Source organism: Mangrovibacter plantisponsor, assembly GCF_003182475.1.
Lineage (GTDB): Bacteria > Pseudomonadota > Gammaproteobacteria > Enterobacterales > Enterobacteriaceae > Mangrovibacter > Mangrovibacter plantisponsor.
The window spans coordinates 408045-426247 of the sequence record NZ_QGTS01000002.1 but is presented as its reverse complement, the minus strand read 5'-3'; the positions used below and the strand labels follow the sequence as shown (position 1 = coordinate 426247).

Sequence of the window (18203 nt, the reverse complement as noted above, 5' to 3'; positions counted from 1 at the left end):
GGCCTGCGGGCCACCAACATCACGCTAACCCGCCAGTCAGTGTAACAACCCAGGCTGAATCAGCAGCGCCCTGAGTCAGTGCATTGCACCAGACCAGTTCACTTGCTGTGTGCCCCGGCGGTACATTTCTTCTGCGAGCCTCCCTCTTCCTCCGGGTAGCGAGACGGCCAAATATCCTGCGGCCGGACCCCAAGCGCATCCGCAATCAGGCGCTCACCCTTTGGCCAGCGCCGGATAACTGCGTTTGCCAGTGTCGACGATGACAACCCGGCGGCGCGCGAGACAGCCGCCATGGAGGTTCCTTTTTTACGTAAACCGGCAATAATATCTGCCGGATGCCAGTCTTGTTTGTCCATATCTGGAATTCCTTCTTAAACCTGTGTTTGTTAAGCGCTTCGCAAGCGGTAACGCCTGCCGCATATCACTTTCGGCTTCCCGAACACCACCCGCTCTCATCATTGCTGATTCAGGCAACCGGATATCACCAGCGTTCGCCGGGCCGACCAAAATACCGCACCAAAGAAAACACCTGGCCGATAGTTTTCAGCCCGGGTTGGTGCCAACCACCACCACGCCACCGCACAAGGGTATTCGTAAAACCTGCAAACTATTGACCTGTATTCACCCCTGGGGGTGGCTGCGTTGCTTCCTCCTTCGTTAGTGATGACCAGGGCATGCTTTTTGCATTATTTACCATGGATTAACATTGGAGTTACATACCATGGCAAACCCTGAACAATTTCTGCCGTTCCAGCCTGCGCTGCAAAATTCGCATCAGCTGAAGAATTACCAACAACAGATGCAGAACTGCCGGGGGATATCCCATTTTTATTCATTTACCACGGATGATAACCTGAATAATGCACTGGTCATTCCGGATAATTGTATTGATATTTTATTTGACTGCAATACACACCAACCAACAGCTCGTGTATATGGTACAGTTTCTCGTTACAAGCCCGTCGAACTTATTTCCGGCCACCGTTATTTCGGCATCCGGTTTATGCCGGGTATAATGCCAGACTATATTGACCTAATACCAGAAGATATGCCAGATCATGAATATAATTTTTTAGATATTATTCCTGGGGCCGCATCAGTAATTGAAGATATCGCGTTACGAGAAAACTTTACGCAACAAATTAAAGTGTTCAATGAAAGCATGGCAAATAAAGCACTACGCCAGTCATCGCAAATAACACAATACTTAATTACCGAAGTAATGCGTAATAATGGCAATATAAAAATTGGCGAACTGGAAAAAGATATTGGTTATTCAAGCCGTAACATCTACCGCATCTTCCTGAATGACACAGGTGTCAGCCTGAAATTATTCAGCCGTTTCCTGCGTATGCAAATCGCCATCAACATGATTCGCCACCCAGGCAAACCATCCCTGACCGATATCGCAACTGAATTAGGGTTCAGTGATCAGTCTCATTTCATAAAAGATTTCAAAACTCTGACAGGTGTCAGCCCGCGAAAAATGAAAGTCCAACTCAGCCAGCCTGCTGTGTGCCTGAGCCAGGCCTGATGCCAAAAACACTAAACCACGCAACGTTGCCCCTGCGTGGTTTAGTGTTATAGCGAATGAAGCCCCTATGGCATTCAGGCCCAGGCGCGTTTTTTGTGTTTTAACTTATGTTTAGACCACATATACCCCAGCGGGATAACCAGCGCTATCAGCACAGGGATGATATCCACAGCGCTGGAGTCACTGCCGGTCAGCACTGTCAGGTTATTCATCACCAACAACACCGTTGCTCCCATCGTCAGTAATGATGCCACAGGAATGTACAGTGTATTGAGGCGGCTTTCCTGGTGCTGTGGCTGGCGGCGGAAGTAGAGGATAACCGCCAGCGAAACCCCGGCCTGCAACAGCAAAATGCACAAGGTGGCAATGGCTGAACCGAATGAAAAGACAGCAAGAATAGGATCAAGCCCGGCGGCGCCAATACCAATAATCAGTAGCAACATAATCACACTGTGCGCATGGCAGGCATTGTGCGGGGTGCCATTTTGCTCATGGACTGCGCACAACTCCTGCCAAATCAGCCCGTCGCGCGCTACACTGAAAATGTAACGCGAAATATTGTTATGGAAGGCCAGCGCCGCGGCAAACAGGCTGGTAATTAACAGAACATTCATGACATCCACTGACCACTGGCCAAGATACTGCCGGGCAATAGTGAACACAAAATTGCCCGGGTCCTGGGCGGCAACAGCTTTAATCTCACTGGCCGGGTAAACCTGAGACAGGCACCATGCAGAGAAGCAGAAAAAGAGGGCGATTACCACCAGGGCAATCAGCGTCGCTCGCGGTATGGTTTTTCTTGGCTCCCGGCACTCTTCGCCATAAATCGCGGTGGATTCAAAGCCAATAAACGAGGCAATCGCGAACACAAATGCTATTCCCAGGTTGCCGTCAAGAAACACCGATGGGCTAAAGGCAGCAAAAGAGAGCGGCTGGCGGGTCTGAGCCAGTACCGCGCCGTCCAGCGCCAGTGTTATGGCAATTTCACACAACATCAGCACGCCCAGTAATTTTCCCCCGACTTCAATTTTACGCACACTCATTACCCATACCAGTAATAAGGAAAGCGCACTCAGGATCCACCAGGGAATATCAAGGTGAAAATGTGCCTGTACAAACAGGCTGAGAAAGAAACCCGCCATTGCCACTACCGCCAGTTGCACACAAATATAAGCAAACAAAGCAATAAATGAGGCTGACGAGCCAATATTCTCACCCATCCCTGCCGCAATATAGGCATAAAATGCACCGGTGTTATTCACGTAACGGCTCATCGTAATATACCCGACAGAAAACAGCCCAAGGATAATACTTGCCGCAATATACGTTGTTGCCATCCCTGCACCATTGCCGGATAAAATAGCAATCGGCAACCCGCCCACGATACCTGTTAATGGTGAGGCTGCCGCCACCACAAAAAACACCAGTGCAAACACACCCAGTGTATTTTTCCTCAACCCCTGAACTTCGGTTTCGTTATTCATAATTCACCTTACACGATGATGTAATAATGCAGGCATCCACTGAACTCCGGTTTCAGGCATCAATATGCTGATATCTTGTTACCGGTTGTCTTATATGGGACGATAATTTTAATTTTTCACACTCGCCAAAAAGAAAATAGAAAAATTCAGACAACCACACCGTGCAGCACCTGCGCAGCAGCGGTGCATATCTTTAACAAAATGCTGTAAAAATGTTATTCCAGCCTGTTATGCCCGTCAGTACGTCAGGCAGCAAAGCGGCTGAACTGATATGGCGCCGGGTCCACCACCGGTGTGGTATTGCTGATTAAATCTGCGGCCAGTTGCCCTGCTGCCGGAGAGGTGCCAAAACCATGCCCGGAAAACCCCGTTGCCACAGTCAGCCCCGGCAGTTGCGACACCGGGCCAATGACCGGGTTGGAATCGGGTGTGACATCAATCATCCCGGCCCACGACCAGGCAACCTGCACATGACGAAACGCCGGCCAGGCCGCACTCAGGTTAGCCAGCGCATCCTGGTTTAACTGGTGGTTTACCGGCGGGTCCATAGTGCGTATTTGCTCAAAAGGTGAAAGCTGGTTACTGCGCCAGCGCCGCTTCAGCGCCAGGTCATGGAAAAAATGCCGCCCCAGTGAAATGCGCAGGTTACCGCGGGCAGCACGTAATTGCGGTAAATAGCGGTGCCCGAGTAATAAGTGATCCAGGCTTAACGGTGCGTCCAGCGCTCCACGTTGGGTAATCACAAACCCACCATCCTGGTGGCGGCGGAATGAAAAATCTGGCGCGCCAACAGCGATATCCGTCGGGCCATCCATAGGTTTGGTGCGTAACACGGAACAAATTAATGGCAGGGTTGGTAAAGCGATGCCGTGATTTCCCAGGAAGCGGCGCGACCACAGCCCCCCGGCCAGTAGCACCTGGTCACACTGTACTTCACCTTGTTCCGTAACCACCCCGCTCACTTTGCCTGCTGATGTGGCAAGCGCACGCACGGCACAGTTTTCAACAATCACCACACCTTTCGCTATTGCGGCTTTTGCTATCGCGCTGGCGGCAAGTGTTGGTTCGGCCCGGCCATCAGACGGGGTATACACGCCACCGGCCCATTTCCCCACACCACCGGGCACATGGTCGCTAATTTGCCGGGCACTGAGTAACTGGCTGTCCAGCCCAAGGTGCGCAACAGATGCCAGCCACTGTTCATGCTGGGCCAGTTGTGCCTCATTGCGGGCAATAAACATGATTCCGGCCTGGCGGTATCCCACATCACTACCAACCCTTGCAGACATTTGCGCCCACAGCTTATCTGCTGCGCGGGCCAGAGGCACATCCTCAGCCAGGCGGCTGGTTTTACGTACCCACCCCAGGTTGCGTGAAGACTGCTCTGCTGCCAGCAGGCCTTTTTCAATCACCACCACCGGGATCTGGCGCTCTGCCAGCGTTAATGCGGCACACAGACCGACAATTCCGCCACCAATTACTACCACAGTGGTTTTTTCCGGCAAACGGGTTGCGGTTTGCACCGGCGTTACGGGTGGAACCATAATGTACCTCTTGTTTATCATTCAGGTTGCGCGGGTTAATCCGCTAAATGCAGCCGGTTCGGGCTGCGTTCCCGTAACAGTTTCAGCGTAAGGCCGGGGTTTCCCACAAGTTCAGGCTCACACCAATCCCTTTTTTTACTGCGTTGCGGTACACCACCGTGCCCCAGGCAACATCTTCAACCGGCATCCCGCCTACCGACATAATGATAATTTCCTCATCGTTCTGGCGACCAGGTGCATCACCAGCCACAATACGGCCAATATCTTCCAGTTGGTCTGCCGCCATTTGCCCCTGCGCCACCATATCCATAAAACGCACGCCAATAACCGGAATATAGTGATGGGCAGGTTTGGGGGCTTCTTCAAACCAGGCCTGGTACAAGCCGGTGTTATCCAGCACCTTGCGTACATCGACCTGTTCCATGCCTTCGTCAAGGCGGCAGGCTGCGGGCATGGCTAAAAACGCACCAGGTTTAACCCACTCCCGTTTCACCACCGGATAGGTTGCCGGGTCACCCACTTCGCAGGAACTGCAATAGGTGACAATATCCGCGCCCCGCACCACGTCCTCCAGGCTGTCGACCACCTCAATGGTGGTAATTTGCGGCCAGGTTTCCGTTACCCAGGTAATAAAGTTATCCAGGCTGTGGCGCCCACGGCCTTTCACTTTGATGGTATGAACACTCGGGCATACAGCAAGGAATGCGGCTACAGCAGTTTTTCCCATCACCCCCGGGCCAAGCAGCCCAATCACTTCGGCATCTTTGCGCGCCAGGTGGCGGGCTCCCACCCCAGGGACCGCCCCGGTGCGGTAAGCTGAAAGCAGGTTTGCCGACATATGCGCCAAAGGGGCACCCGTATCAGCGTCACTGAGGGTGAACATCAAAATAGACCGGGGCAGGCCTTTTTCCCGGTTAGCGATATTTGAGCCATACCATTTCACCCCGGCGGTACCAAACTGGCCGCCCAGATAAGCGGGCATCGCCATTAACCGGCGGTCTGCCGTAGGTTTTGGCATGGAAGGGAAAGGTGAATGTTCAGGGAATGTCACCATGGCACCATGCGAATCGTTATTGGCGCCTGCCATCCGGTAATCACCGTGGTACAACAGGCCAAACATGTCTTCCATGGTATCCACACAGGCAGCCATATCGGTAACCCCGGCGCGAATCATGTCCTGTTCACAAAGGTAGAGAAAATCAATGCGCGTATTTTCAGCCATAGTCCTGTTCCTTGTTTGCGATGGTTTGTTGTTATTCGCTGTTGCGATGTCTTACTGTTCCGCCAGCCATTTGCCAGGCAAAGCATTAGCGGTTTCAGGCATCATTCACGAGCAGTAAACAGAAAAATAGAAAAAATCGGACAACGAAAAACAGCGCGGACAGGCACCACGAAAATAGCTGTAAATTATTATTAGTGACACGAAGGCATCCAGGGGATAAGGAAAGTCCAATAAAAACATAATATAACGCACAGCAATAACATTATTCCTCTTGTGATTTGTCACCTTCCCTTTTGGGTACCACTTGAAGACGGGTTAACGCGAACTATGCTAAAAAACAGTTGGTTATTTTCCACATATGGGTAGCGGCAATTAAAATAACAACCCCACTCGTTTTATACGAAAACAGCCAGCCTGCGTAATCACCAATCGGTATTTCTTTGACTATTCACTCTGTGCAGCAAATACCGCGTGCCAGAGGTAAAAGGATCTTTTATGCCTCATGCCCGTTGCTGGTTATTTTTAATATTCGTGTTTGGCGTTTTTCACCCGGCATACAGCGCAGAGCCGCGCCAGTCGCCATTACCGGAAGAAAAAGCTCGCACGCTGATGGTGTTACACCAACCCGTTGTTATGCTCCAGGCCAAAATTGGTTATTCCACACCTGAAGAGCGGGTACGCCGGATACAGTCAGCATTACGCAATTTAAGTGATGAAGATGTTCGCCACCCCGTAGAAGTAAAGGCGATACGCCGGTATAACCAGGATTGCCGCCTGTTTACGATTAATGGTAAGCCTTTTATGTTACTGGCAGACCAGGACCTGGATGAAGGCGATGATTTGTCACTCGACCAGGCGGCGTTACTGGTGCAAAAACGCCTGAACAGCCTGCGCCTGGCGCTGATTCAGCAGTATTCCCCTCACTATTTGTTACTGTCCACCCTTAAAGGCATTGGTGGGCTGGCAATACTTATCTTATTAAACCGCCTGAGTTTTTCTGCCTGGCGCTGGACCAAACGCTATTTTGACAGCCGGATACTGCAACAAAAAGGCATTATCCCCCATGCATGGCGCGGCTTGCTGGGCAACATTGAAGCCCGGGTAGTGGGCACACTGCTCACATTGCTGGGCCTGGTGTTATTTTATATTTGGCTAAGCTGGTTGTTCCGCTTATTCCCCTATACCCGCCTGTGGGGGGAATCACTGGGTGCGTATTCAGTCAATGTGCTGGAGCAAATCGGCCTGGCCATTATCACTGCTATGCCCGGGCTGGTCATTGTTGCCATTATCGTATTAATCACTGTTTTTATTCTGAAACTGTTGCGCATTCTGCTCCACCAGGTGGAAACCGAAAAATTACACCTGCCGGGCATTCACCCTGAAACAGTCAGCGCCACCCGGAAACTCATCTCAGTGGCTATTTGGTTGTTTGCCCTGTCTGCCGCCTACCCGTTTTTACCCGGTGCGAATTCATTAGCGTTTAAAGGCGTGAGCGTGTTTTTTGGGTTACTCCTGACTCTGGGCTCTGCCGGTGTAATGAACCACGCAATGAGCGGGCTGGTGCTGATTTATTCCCGTGCATTACGCCGTGGCGATATGATTCGTATTGGTGAGAACGAAGGCACTGTCAGTGAAATTGGCATGCTGGCGACCAAAATTCTTACCCGGGAAAACCACATAGTGACTGTGCCCAATGCCGTGGCAGTAAGTGGTAAAATCACCAATTTAAGCGCGTTCCGCCGTGATGCCGGGATAACAATCACCACCTCAGTTACTATCGGTTACGACACGCCCTGGCGGCAAGTGCATGCTTTACTGGAGTTGGCCGCGAGCCAGACTCCGGGTATCAACCAGTCTGTTGCGCCTGTTGTACGCCAGTTGAGCCTGAAAGACTGGTATGTCGAGTACGAACTCCAGGTTGCGCTGGAAAAAGGTGCCGTTATGCCCGCGGTAAAAAGTGTTCTGCACGCCCAAATACAGGACGTATTCAACACATTTGGGGTACAAATTATGTCGCCCAACTTTATTGCTCAACCCGAAACACCGGTGGTGGTACTCCCCGAGCACTGGCATAACGCGCCAGCGCGCCCTGCGGATGCAAACAGCAGCCCGGTGAACCCGGAAATAACCTGAGCAGGTAATAGTTATTAGTAATTAATTGGTTATTAAGCCGTGGTAACGTATTAACCGGCATTAAGGAAATGGGCACTAAAATAGCGGAAGCATTCAAATGCGGGGATAAAATAAATAAGTAAACATTATCCCCCGATTTCCTTGAAATTTTTACTGCCTGAACTAACTTTACATTGCTTGGTACAGTAAAAACATCAAGTGGCTATTTTATAAATTCAACAAGTAAGGGAGTTTATGATGATGGGCATTACACAAAAAATTGTTATCGCTGCACTCGCTGCCTTTACGTTTAGCGCTTACTCTGCGGAAATGATGAAAAAAGTCGACTTTGAAAAAGTCGCAGACCAGTATACCAAAGTAGGGACTATCTCCAGTGCGGGTGAAACATCCCCAATGGACGCCAAAGAAGAGTTATCGAAAAAAGCCGATGATCTGGGCGGCTCCGTTTATGTTCTGACCTCCGGCCAGACAGAAAACAAAATCCACGTAACAGCCGATGTCTATAAGAAAAAATAAGCATCTGGCGGCTTAATATAATGGTATGAATACCGTCAAGAAAGAAGGGAAACCACTGTTTTCCTTCTTTCTGTTTTATCACCAAAGCTAACGGCTGCAGCGAACCACCACCCCTCCTCTCCTGGCACACCCTATCAACATTACGTAACGCCCGGTAACAACTGTGGATTAATCATGGAACTTGTCGTTGTCTGATTGAGTCTGGTGGTTCACGCCCATACTATGCCATTAAGGATATACCCGCTGTGTCCGTGTCTTGCCAGGTTTTGGCAAGGTGAACGACAGGGTATAGCGCACGGTGCCCGCAGCACAGGGCGCACCGTATTGACAAAGGCAGGTGTACATGAAAAAGATTTCTTTAATAATGCTGTTTACCGCAGCACTAAGCAGCCTGGCTCCGCTGGCTCAGGCTCACCCGGGTCCAGGCCCCGGCCCGGATTTTGGCCATGGCCCGGCACCGTTTTTTCACCCCGGGCACCGGGTGAATATCCTGCCGGATATTGCCACTGCACTCTTGATTGGCGGGCTGACTTACTATGTGGCTAACGGTATTTACTACCAACGCCAGAATGACCACTATGTTGTGGTAGAGCCACCGGCCACCACAGTAGTGGAAGCACCGTCATCAGGTGCACTCCACCCGCTTGATTTTAATGGCCGCCGTTATTATGTCAGTGACGGCCACTATTACGAGCGTGATGTGGATGGCCGTTATATAGAAGTACCTCGCCCGGCAGGCCTGTAACCGCCAGGCTCAGGTAAATTACCGGCTGCGCGCCAGCGCAGCCAGAATAGTGCGTTCAGAAATATTCAGGTAGGTTTCAAGGGTGGCCGCCGCGTTACCGTTCTCACCCGCTTTCAGCAACAAAATTATCCCCGCGTTTTTCTCCACATAGGGTGAATGCAGCATCTCTTTATCTGCCAGTTGACCAAAGGCCAGGCGTAATTCGGCAGAAATATGCTGGTACAGCCGCATCAGGCGCTCACTGTCTGAAAGTGCGACAATGGCCGCATGGAATTGCATATTCGCGGTACCCACTTCCCCCCAGTCTTCCTCCCGTAAAGCGCGACGCGCATCATCAACGGCACGCTCCATCATGGTAATCGCCGGGTGGTATGGGTAAGCATTACGCAATGCATCACATTCAATCAACCGCCGGATGCGGTAAATATCTATGATATCGGCATCTGTGGGTACCGCCACACACACGCCCCGGTTTGGCTGGTAACGCAACAGCCCTTCCTGAGTAAGCAAACGAAAAACTTCACGTAACGTGTTACGGGAAATATCCAACTGGCTGGTTAATTCCCTTTCCGAGAGGCGGGCACCAGGCAGTAACTCTCCGGCAATAATTTTCTGACGTAATGCCTGAGCAATCATTTCACTCAGTACAGGCTCTGCAGGTTCTCTCATCTGCCTCTCACCAACGGGGGACAAGCGGCAATATTCCCATAATCCAACAGGAGCAGCAACTTGCCCTCACCCCTTCCCGGCATTATTGCTGGCATAGCCGCGCACAACGCACCAGCCCGGTGCATGCCGTGCGTCATTGCTGTGCACCGCTGTTTTTGCGTGTTACCTCACTCTTTTAAAACTACGCATTAACAAATATTTTACATTCGTATTTTTTCCACTATGGTCAATATTGTTCAACAATTTATTTTTAATTGATGAACAATGAAATAATTTTAACCCAACAATGGAATGATTTTTGCTTAACAACATGACATCCCCCCGACTGGAGTGCATGCAATGGCAGTTGATAACATCAATCAGCATAAAAGCTTTGTTCAAAACCGGCGTTCATCTCTTCTCGCCGCCATATTTCTGATGGCGACCTCCGCCATTGGCCCGGGTTTTATTACCCAAACCGCCACCTTCACCGCCACCCTGGGTGCGGCATTCGCGTTCGGTATTCTGGCTTCTATCCTGATTGACTTTGTCGTACAGCAAAATATCTGGCGCGTGGTAACCCTGACACAAATGAACGCAGCAGAGGTAGCAAACCGGGCAATCCCGGGCAGTGGTTACCTGCTGGCTGTGTTGGTTATCTTTGGTGGGCTGGTGTTCAACATTGGCAACATCGCGGGTGCCGGTTTAGGGCTGAATGCCTTGTTTGGCCTGAGCCCTAAACTGGGTGGGCTTATCAGCGCAGGTATTGCGATTTATATTTTTGCTTCACGCCGTGCCGGTGTGGCGCTTGACCGCATGCTTATTGTGCTGGGGGTTGTCATGATAGTGCTGACACTCTATGTGGCACTGGTTTCACACCCGCCATTGGGCATGGCACTGCGTGAAACCGTGTTCCCCAGCAATATTAACTTTGCGGCAATCACCACTATTGTTGGCGGTACTGTTGGGGGTTACATCAGTTATGCGGGTGCTCACCGCCTGCTGGATAAGGGCATCAGCGGCAAAGAACACATCAAAGAAGTTTCTTCGGCGGCCAACCGCGGGATTATTGTGGTCGGCATCATGCGTTATGTGCTGTTTCTGGCTATTTTTGGCGTGGTTGCCAGTGGTATCACCATTGATCTCTCCAGCCACAATGCGAACCCGGCTTCTCAGGCATTCCTGGCCGCAGCCGGTAATGTGGGCCTGCGTATTTTCGGTATTGTATTGTGGGCCGCCGCACTTTCCAGCGTGGTAGGTGCCGCATGGACATCCGTTTCTTTTATTTCCGTTTTCCGCCCGGGGATTACTGAGCGCCAGCGCAATATCGCCACTCTGGTATTTATTGCATTCACTCTGGTTGTGTATCTGTGCCTGGGTACAGCCCCCGCAGCTCTGCTGGTGTTTGCCGGCGGGTTCAATGGCCTGGTACTTCCCCTGGGGTTAACTTTATTCCTGTGGGTTGGCTGGCACCGGGCAGACCTGATGGACGGTTACCGTTACCCACGCTGGTTGCTGTGGCTGGGGCTGATAACCTGCATCATGACCTGGTATATGGCCATCATGTCGGTTTCCACTATTTTTAATTTCCTGAAAATTGCATAAGGCTGCCTATGAACACCATTGATATTAACAGCGATCTTGGCGAAAGCTTTGGTCAGTGGCATATGGGTGATGACGCACGCATGCTGACTGTGGTGAGTAGCGCAAACATTGCCTGTGGGTTCCATGCCGGTGACCCGGCAGGGATGCGGGCCACACTCAAAGCCGCCGCAGCCAACCAGGTGTGTTGTGGCGCGCATGTGGGTTACCCGGATTTACAGGGCTTTGGCCGCCGGGAAATGAACATGGCAGATGACGACCTGACTGCCAGCGTAATTTACCAGATTGGCGCACTGGCGGGCCTCGCCAGTGCAGCAGGCACCAGAGTGAGTTATGTCAAACCCCACGGGGCGTTATACAACACAATTGCACACGACAGGCGCCAGGGCATGGCAGTCATTAATGCGATTAAAGACTATGACGCCCGTTTACCACTGGTGGTGCTTGCCGGTTCTCCCCTGGCACAGCTTGCTCGCGAGCAGGGGTTGCAGGTTGTGGCTGAAGCCTTTGCCGACCGGGCCTACCACCAGGACGGCACGCTGGTTTCACGCCGGGAAGCCGGTGCTGTGCTGCACGATACACAGGCCATTGCCAGCCGTATGGTGCAACTGGTGCGCGAAGGCGGTGTGGTGTCAGTTGAAGGTGTGTTCACGCCCATCTCTGCCCAAAGTATCTGCGTGCATGGCGACTCCCCCGGTGCCGTAGAAATGGCAATCAAAGTGCGGGCTGCACTGGAGCAGGAAGGTATCCAAATTGCGCCTTTTTGCCCGGGAGAGCAGCAATGAACATTAATTATCCTGCTACACCACAAGCACTGGAAGAAGCGGCACAGGCTCGCCTGCGAATTCGTAAGGGTTACGACAAACCCACCGCCGGAATGGCACCAGGCATGACCCAGGCGAATATGATAGCCCTGCCACGCGACTGGGCATTTGATTTTCTACTCTACGCGCAGCGCAACCCACAAAGTTGCCCGGTGCTTGATGTCCTCGAAGCCGGGCAATGCCACACCATGCTGGCAGCCGGAAGCCGTGTGGATACGGACATACCGCGTTACCGGGTATGGCGTAATGGTGAACTGGCAGAAGAAGTGACCGATGCCCGTGAAATCTGGCAAAGCCACCCGGATCTGGTCACTTTTTTGATTGGCTGCAGCTTCACATTCGAAACACCACTGATGCAGGCAGGCATTGATGTCCGCCATATCAGCGAAGGTTGCAATGTGCCGATGTACCGGACCAATCGCCCCTGCCGTGAAGCTGGCAGGCTGAAAGGCGAACTGGTGGTCTCCATGCGGCCGGTTCCGGCTCATCAGGTTGCTGATGCCGTCACTATTACTGCCCGTTACCCGGCCGTCCATGGCGCACCGGTACATATTGGTGAACCGCAGGCGCTGGGTATTCAGGACATCAGCAAACCAGACTTTGGCGACCCGGTGACACTGCGCCCGGGAGAAGTACCGGTGTTCTGGGCCTGTGGTGTTACCCCGCAGGCAGCAGTGATGGCATCGCAGGTGCCATTTGCTGTAAGCCATGCCCCTGGCCACATGTTTATCACCGATATTCCGGACGCCGCCTGGCAACAATAATAAGGATGTAACGTGCGATTTTTACCTTGCAGCCTGTCCAGTTTTTTAGTGGAGCTGGGCACTCTGGATGACACGCTGGCTTTGTTCGCCGCCTTGCAGGCTGCGCCATTACCAGGAGTGGAAGAGATCATTCCTGCAGCCCGTACCCTGCTTATCCATTTTGACCCAACGCTCACCCAGAGCCACCAGTTATCTGCTGCCATTCGCCAGCTCGACGGGCAGGCGCAAGCTCAGCGCGCAGGCAAAGTAGTCAACATCCCCGTTCAGTATACTGGTGATGATTTGGCCGGGATGGCGGAATACCTCGGGTTAAGTGTTGAGGCACTCATTCAGCGCCACACCGGCTCTTTGTGGCAGGTGGCGTTTTGTGGCTTTGCTCCAGGCTTTGCTTACCTTGTTTCTCGCGAAGCCGGTATCCAGGTTCCCCGCCGCGCCAGCCCCCGCACCCGTATTCCGGCGGGTTCTGTTGGGCTTGCCGGGGAATTCAGCGGTATTTACCCCCACGCAAGCCCCGGTGGCTGGCAATTAATTGGCCGCACCACAGAAACACTGTTTGCCCTGGACAGGCAGCCGCCCGCGTTATTGCAACCCGGCATGCAAGTACAATTTGTTGATGCCACGCGCGCCCCGGTCTGTGTGCCGGTGGTAAAACCACAGCCCCTGCAACAGTCAGCTTCCGGTAGCGCGGTGATGTCCGTGATATCACCAGGTTTACAAACCCTGTTTCAGGATGCCGGGCGCGCAGGCCAGGCAAGCATGGGGATATCCCCTTCGGGCGCACTTGACCAGGCCGCCTGGCGGCGCGCCAACTGGCTGGTTGGCAACCCAGGCCACCTGCCCGCACTGGAAATTACTGCCGGTGGGTTCAGCGCCCGTATTTGTGCCCCAATGGTCGTTGCGCTAACAGGCGCGCCCTGCCCGGTAATGGTCACCCGTGCAGACGGCGCACATTTTACCGCCAGCACAGAAGCGCCACTGGCACTCGAAGCAGGCGACCAGTTACGCCTGGGAGCGCCAGCACGCGGCGTGCGCAGTTACCTGGCACGCCGTGGCGGCTGGGACGTTACGCCACAACTGGGCAGTGCCTCGCGCGACACGCTGGCACAAGTTGGCCCGGAACCGTTACAGGCTGGGGTTAAATTGTATGCAGGCACCACGCCGCCACACAGTGCGGTACAGCCTGCTGTCATCGGCCTGCCTTCATTACCGGCACCCGGCGAGACCATCACGCTGGATATCATCCCCGGGCCACGCTGCGACTGGTTCAACGACGAAGCGCTGAACCGGCTCACCAGCCAGTGCTGGCAAGTCACGCCACAATCTAACCGCATTGGCCTGCGGTTACAGGGCGAGTTACCGCTTACCCGCAGTGACAACCGCGAATTGCCCAGTGAAGGCACTTGCATTGGTGCCATCCAGGTTCCGGCGAACGGGCAACCGGTTCTGTTTCTGGCCGACCACCCATTAACCGGTGGTTACCCGGTGATTGGTGCTGTCGCCCACTACCACCTTGATATTGCGGGCCAACTCCCGCCCAACTGCCAGATTCGCTTTCGGGCCATTCGCCCTTTTACTGTTTTTGAGGAGTATAAATAATGAGCGCTGTTGCTACCATTCCCCCACACAAAGTGCTCGTCGCGAACCGGGGCGAAATTGCGGTTCGCATTATCCGGGCCTGCCATGAATACGGTTTTGCCAGTGTCGCGGTCTATGCTGACCCGGACGCCGACAGCCTGCATTGCCGCCTGGCTGGTGAAGCCTGGGCATTACCCGGGTGCAGCCCGGCAGAAACTTACCTGAATATCGAACAATTGATCGACGTTGCCCGCCGCAGTGAAGCCACAATGGTGCACCCGGGTTACGGCTTTTTGTCTGAGCGGGCTGAATTCGCCCGTGCCGTGGAAGCCGCAGGGCTTATCTGGATTGGCCCACGCCCGGAAACCATCGAGCAATTGGGTGATAAAGTTCAGGCGCGGAAAATTGCCATGGCGGTTGGCGCACCGCTGGTTAAAGGTACGCCAGACCCGGTTTCTTGTGCGGAGGATGTTATCCGCTTTGCCGATGAACACGGTCTGCCCGTTGCCATCAAGGCCGCCTTTGGTGGTGGTGGGCGCGGGTTGAAAGTGGCCTGGCAGCGGGCGGAAATCGCCGCACTTTACCAGTCAGCCGTCAGTGAAGCGCTGACAGCCTTCGGGCGTGGTGAGTGTTATGTTGAACAGTATCTCGACCGACCGCGCCATATTGAAGCGCAGGTTATCGCCGACGAACAGGGCCACGTAGTCGTGGTGGGTACCCGCGACTGCTCTTTGCAACGCCGTAACCAAAAGCTGGTAGAAGAAGCCCCGGCGCCTTTTCTAAGCGCCGAAATCGAAGCACAAATTGCCAGTGCCGCACAGTCCATTTGCCAGCGTGCCGGTTACCGCAGCGCAGGCACGGTAGAGTTTTTGCTGGGTGCCAATGGTGTGTTGTCGTTTCTTGAAGTCAATACCCGTTTGCAGGTTGAACACCCGGTAACTGAAGAAACCAGCGGCCTGGATCTGGTCAAAGAACAGCTGCGTGTTGCCCAGGGGTTACCACTGAGTATCACCACGCCACCGGTACCGCGTGGCCACGCCATTGAACTGCGGATTAATGCAGAAGACCCGGCGAAAGGTTTTCTCCCGGTGCCGGGTACAATTACCCGCTTTGATCTGCCCGGAGGGCCTGGGGTACGCGTAGACAGTGGTGTCACCCAGGGAGACACTATTTCTGGCTTCTATGATTCACTGATGGCGAAACTGGTTATTTGGGCACCAGACCGCGACCAGGCGCTGGCGCGCGCACGCCAGGCCGTCAAAGCCTTTCGCATCGAAGGAGTGGCATCGGTGCTGCCTTTCCATGAAGCGGTACTTCATTCCCCGGATTTTACCGAAAGCTTTAGTGTCCATACGCGCTGGATTGAGACTGATTTTTCTGCTGAGCTTGCTGAACAGGTGCGCCCGTTACCCCCAGGCAACGCCCCGTTACAACGTTGCTGGATTGAAATTGACGGGCGCCGCCATCAACTGGCTCTCCCGGCCAGTTTCCAGGCTGCCCCCGGTAGTGCTGTTCCGGCAAGCCCGGCTGAAACACCCCAGGCATTACAGGTTGCCGGTGCAGTAACTGCGCCCATCTCCGGCATTGTGCAGCGCTGGCTTAAAACTTCCGGCGAAGCAGTCAGTGAAGGCGAGACTCTGGCAGTAATGGAAGCAATGAAGATGGAAGTCCCGGTACTTGCTGCCCGCAGCGGAGTGCTGTCAATCCAGATTGCCGCCGGAGAAAGCTGCCAGCAGGATAGCGTACTGGGTAAAGTTACGCCCTGACCCAGGCATTAACAGTTTATGGTTACAGCCACGCATTTGCGCCCTTCCCGGCAAAAGTGCGTGGTAGCACGCATTACTGGTACGTTGCCTGTCGTTGTAAACATGTGGTCGCTGTTTTCCCCCGGGCCATAGTGCTTATTAAGTTAATTACCTGAATTAACCACCGCAATAAATGTCTATTTTATTTCACGCACAGTTAATTCCTTCAGGGATTTAAATAACCCCGAAGTAGCACAAATAAATAAAAACTGCCGGGTGTTACACCGGCAGATAATCTGCGGACACAGAAAGAAAACCATGATTAGCCAACAATAAACCAGGCTAACAAAGGGTAATAATAACGGAACCAATAATACTCCCACACCATACGTAAATATTATCAATCTGTGCGTCAGCGCCCAATTTGAAATAGTTCCACATTATTTTTATCAATGTGTGCGAACATTCCAAATGATTGTTTACTTAACCTGACACAGAATGATAAATCTGTGTCTGCGAAATAATCGCTCTGCACAATTCGTGTTATTTTCTGATTCTTTTGTAATCAGCGGATATGTGCAACCCGGATATATATAACAGCAGAAAATACAGTCATGAATAGTGCTAACACCGCTATCCTTGCGCCTGCTTTTATCGAAACCGGGGAAAAATACATCAAATAAAACAGTGGCAATAATCAGAGGGTTAAATATGAAACGTAAGGTTCTGGGCGTACTGCTCACCAGCCTGATTGCAGCTCAAGCGGCACATGCAGCTGAAATTTATAATAAAGACGGCAACAAACTGGACCTGGATGGTTTCGTTGAAGGCATGCGTTATATCTCTAATGACGATTCGCAAAATGGCGACCAGAGCTATATGCGCCTTGGCATTAAAGGTGAAACCCAAATTAATGACCAACTAACTGGTTATGGCCGTTGGCAGATGCAGGCAAATGCCAATACTTCTGAAGACCAGCACGACCAGATGTTTACGCGTTTCGCATTCGCTGGTTTGAAATTTAGCGACTATGGTTCTCTGGATTACGGTCGTAGCGACGGCGTGATGTACGATACGCTGTCTTACACCGACATGCAGCCAGAGTTCGATGGCATGACCTATAACTCTGACCAGTTTATGTTCCACCGTGGAAATAGCCTGCTGACCTACCGCAATAACGACTTTTTCGGTCTGGTTGATGGCCTGAACTTTGCCCTGCAGTACCAGGGTAAAAATGGTGGCGCTGGCGAACCGGGTGAACGTAGCGTACTGCGCCAGAATGGTGACGGCTACGGTATGTCCCTGAGCTATGACATTGGCGCAGGTGTCAGCGTGGCGGGTTCATTCTTCTCTTCTGACCGTACTAACGACCAGAATAATGCAGCAGTAATGGGTAACGGCGACCGTGCAGAAGCCTATGCAGCAGCCCTGAAATATGAAGCCAATGGCGCTTACCTGGCCGTTATGTACACCCAGGCTTACAATGCATCCCGCTTCGGTTCTCTGCCTAGTGATACTAAACGTGACAGCGTGTACGGTTACGCAAATAAATCACAGATTTTTGAAGCCTACGCGGGTTACACCTTCGACTTCGGCTTAACCCCATTCGTTGCCTATAACCAGACTCGTGCCTCTAAACTGGGTGCATCTACCCAGACAAGTGGCGTTGCTTATGGCAAACAGGATCTAATCAAATATGTAGACCTGGGCGCAAGCTATGCTTTCAACAAAAACATGAATGCATTTGTTGACTACCAAATCAACTTAATCGACGATAGCGATTTCTCCCGTGCTGCCGGTGTCAGCACCAGCGATGTTGTTGCAATGGGCGTGGTTTACCAGTTCTAAGCAACATACCGCGTAACGT

At 52.5% G+C, this 18203-nt stretch carries 15 protein-coding genes; 10 read left to right on the top strand and 5 right to left on the bottom strand.

Going from position 1 to position 18203, the window contains the following annotated elements; translation table 11 throughout:
- Positions 1 to 98 precede the first annotated feature (98 nt).
- Positions 99 to 356, bottom strand: a complete 258-nt coding sequence (locus DES37_RS04600; RefSeq protein ID WP_110025005.1) for a helix-turn-helix domain-containing protein — start codon at positions 354 to 356, stop codon at positions 99 to 101.
- Positions 357 to 721: 365 nt separating this feature from the next.
- On the opposite strand from DES37_RS04600, the gene DES37_RS04595 reads away from it, so the two are divergent.
- Positions 722 to 1534, top strand: a complete 813-nt coding sequence (locus tag DES37_RS04595; RefSeq protein ID WP_110025004.1) for a helix-turn-helix domain-containing protein — start codon at positions 722 to 724, stop codon at positions 1532 to 1534.
- 74 nt (positions 1535 to 1608) lie between these two features.
- On the opposite strand, the gene DES37_RS04590 is transcribed toward DES37_RS04595, so the two are convergent.
- From DES37_RS04590 to DES37_RS04580, 3 genes are all read right to left on the bottom strand, one after another.
- Positions 1609 to 3018 (bottom strand): APC family permease, encoded by a 1410-nt coding sequence (locus DES37_RS04590; protein ID WP_110025003.1) that lies wholly within the window; start codon positions 3016 to 3018, stop codon positions 1609 to 1611.
- A 245-nt stretch (positions 3019 to 3263) separates the two neighbouring features.
- Entirely contained in the window at positions 3264 to 4562 is a 1299-nt protein-coding gene (locus tag DES37_RS04585) for an NAD(P)/FAD-dependent oxidoreductase (RefSeq protein WP_036112223.1), read from the bottom strand.
- A gap of 82 nt (positions 4563 to 4644) precedes the next feature.
- Complete coding sequence (locus DES37_RS04580; RefSeq protein ID WP_110025002.1) at positions 4645 to 5784, bottom strand: ornithine cyclodeaminase family protein; 1140 nt, start codon at positions 5782 to 5784, stop codon at positions 4645 to 4647.
- A 495-nt stretch (positions 5785 to 6279) separates the two neighbouring features.
- Here DES37_RS04580 and DES37_RS04575 point away from each other — a divergent pair, with 495 nt between their 5' ends.
- From DES37_RS04575 to DES37_RS04565, 3 genes are all read left to right on the top strand, one after another.
- Complete coding sequence (locus DES37_RS04575) at positions 6280 to 7917, top strand: mechanosensitive ion channel family protein (RefSeq protein WP_110025001.1); 1638 nt, start codon at positions 6280 to 6282, stop codon at positions 7915 to 7917.
- 240 nt (positions 7918 to 8157) lie between these two features.
- Positions 8158 to 8433, top strand: a complete 276-nt coding sequence (gene yahO, locus DES37_RS04570; protein WP_036112570.1) for a DUF1471 family periplasmic protein YahO — start codon at positions 8158 to 8160, stop codon at positions 8431 to 8433.
- 343 nt (positions 8434 to 8776) lie between these two features.
- The gene (locus tag DES37_RS04565) at positions 8777 to 9178 is read left to right on the top strand and encodes a DUF6515 family protein (RefSeq protein ID WP_036112233.1); all 402 of its coding nucleotides are present in this window, start codon (positions 8777 to 8779) and stop codon (positions 9176 to 9178) included.
- 18 nt (positions 9179 to 9196) lie between these two features.
- Here the strand turns inward: DES37_RS04565 and DES37_RS04560 are convergent, their stop codons facing one another.
- The gene (locus DES37_RS04560) at positions 9197 to 9847 is read right to left on the bottom strand and encodes a GntR family transcriptional regulator (protein WP_036112236.1); all 651 of its coding nucleotides are present in this window, start codon (positions 9845 to 9847) and stop codon (positions 9197 to 9199) included.
- A 339-nt stretch (positions 9848 to 10186) separates the two neighbouring features.
- Between DES37_RS04560 and DES37_RS04555 the strand changes: the two genes are divergently transcribed.
- The 6 genes from DES37_RS04555 to ompC all read left to right on the top strand — a co-directional run bounded on the left by DES37_RS04555 (position 10187) and on the right by ompC (position 18184).
- On the top strand, positions 10187 to 11431 hold the full coding sequence (locus DES37_RS04555; protein ID WP_110025000.1) for an NRAMP family divalent metal transporter: 1245 nt from the start codon (positions 10187 to 10189) through the stop codon (positions 11429 to 11431).
- 8 nt (positions 11432 to 11439) lie between these two features.
- A complete protein-coding gene (locus DES37_RS04550; protein ID WP_110024999.1) occupies positions 11440 to 12213 on the top strand; it encodes a LamB/YcsF family protein in 774 nt (257 codons plus the stop codon).
- Positions 12210 to 13016, top strand: a complete 807-nt coding sequence (locus tag DES37_RS04545) for a putative hydro-lyase (protein WP_110024998.1) — start codon at positions 12210 to 12212, stop codon at positions 13014 to 13016. The genes DES37_RS04550 and DES37_RS04545 overlap by 4 nt, the downstream gene beginning before the upstream one ends.
- A gap of 12 nt (positions 13017 to 13028) precedes the next feature.
- Complete coding sequence (locus DES37_RS04540) at positions 13029 to 14612, top strand: 5-oxoprolinase subunit B/C family protein (protein ID WP_110024997.1); 1584 nt, start codon at positions 13029 to 13031, stop codon at positions 14610 to 14612.
- Entirely contained in the window at positions 14612 to 16357 is a 1746-nt protein-coding gene (locus tag DES37_RS04535; RefSeq protein ID WP_110024996.1) for an acetyl/propionyl/methylcrotonyl-CoA carboxylase subunit alpha, read from the top strand. Before DES37_RS04540 ends, DES37_RS04535 begins: the two co-directional genes overlap by 1 nt.
- A gap of 690 nt (positions 16358 to 17047) precedes the next feature.
- Positions 17048 to 18184: a porin OmpC gene (gene ompC / locus DES37_RS04530; RefSeq protein ID WP_110024995.1), complete on the top strand. Its 1137-nt coding sequence runs from the start codon at positions 17048 to 17050 to the stop codon at positions 18182 to 18184.
- Positions 18185 to 18203 lie beyond the last annotated feature (19 nt).